1 protein-coding gene and 2 pseudogenes are annotated in these 992 nt (G+C 56.8%); 2 read left to right on the top strand and 1 reads right to left on the bottom strand.

The window, feature by feature from the left end; translation table 11 throughout:
• Positions 1-146, top strand: a pseudogene (locus JIF53_RS00110) (IS1380 family transposase); the annotation flags it as partial.
• A gap of 223 nt (positions 147-369) precedes the next feature.
• Here JIF53_RS00110 and JIF53_RS00105 read toward each other — a convergent pair.
• A complete protein-coding gene (locus tag JIF53_RS00105; RefSeq protein ID WP_023011306.1) occupies positions 370-579 on the bottom strand; it encodes a hypothetical protein in 210 nt (69 codons plus the stop codon).
• 272 nt (positions 580-851) lie between these two features.
• On the opposite strand from JIF53_RS00105, the pseudogene JIF53_RS00100 reads away from it, so the two are divergent.
• Positions 852-992 (top strand): annotated as a pseudogene (locus tag JIF53_RS00100) (transposase); the annotation flags it as partial.

The raw sequence follows: 992 nt of genomic DNA, 5'->3' as shown, positions 1-992 counted from the left end.
GCCTGAGAACCGTGATGCAGGAAATCATGACCATGGCCTGCCGCCTGGTGCACAGTGGCCGGCAGTGGATCCTGCGATTTGGCCGGCACTGCCCAGGCTTTGCGGTTTACCGCGATCTTTATCGGGGCCTTGCTTCCGCCGCATAGGCCAACTCAACCACTGGCAAAAAGCAATCCTCCCGGAATCCTCTGCCGGGACAGCCCGCTATTGCCTAAACACTGTATGCTGGTTATTTATCAACCAATCTCGAGCCATCGGTTGCTCCCGCTCTTTGCTTCCTGACCTCAAAGTCAGAATCTCACCCAGTTATCGCCTCTTGTTGGCGCAGAGGTGGGCTTGACGGGTATATTGGCGAGCGGAGTCACTGATTCAGGTTTGTTGGTAACGAACGAATCCTGAACCAATAATCTGTTCCCGAAGCTGCTGCATTGCCTGCTCGTAGCTCACGCGCGGGCGATATCCCAGCTCACGGTGCACTTTCTCCATGCTGATGCGGTGACGTGAGCCCACCAGATTGAAAGCTTCCCGCGTCAGCGGTGGCCGCTGGCTGATCCGCAACAGGCGCCAGAGCCCTTCCATGCACCGCCCAACCGCGGGATCTTGAAGCCTCGGCTGTGACGCCAGCCAGGCCCTGCGTCGCGACCTCAACCCGCGCACCCCTAACAGTCATTTCGCACGCATGTACTGCCGGAGGTATGGTCGATTCTGGTGTACGGGGTGATTGAAGTAGGCGGCGCACCCTGCTGAAATCGGTTTTGCCGAAAACTGATAGACAGCAGAGAGGTACGCCACCTATGGGAAACGATAACGTAGTTCCTTGACGCTAAACCGAATTGACCCACCTTTGCTAGGAGAAGCGCTTGTCGCTGACATCAAACGGGCAGATTCGCTATCGACTGAAGACACCCTATCGGGATGGGACGACGCATGTGGTCTTTGATCCCCTGGATTTCATTGCCAAGTTGGCGGCGCTGATACCCAAACCCAGAGTG

The sequence above is a fragment of the Marinobacter sp. bablab_jr008 genome (genome assembly GCF_016464145.1).
Classification (GTDB): Bacteria; Pseudomonadota; Gammaproteobacteria; order Pseudomonadales; family Oleiphilaceae; genus Marinobacter; species Marinobacter nauticus.
The sequence above is the reverse complement of the archived record's forward strand: the minus strand, read 5'-3'. Positions and strand labels throughout refer to the sequence as shown.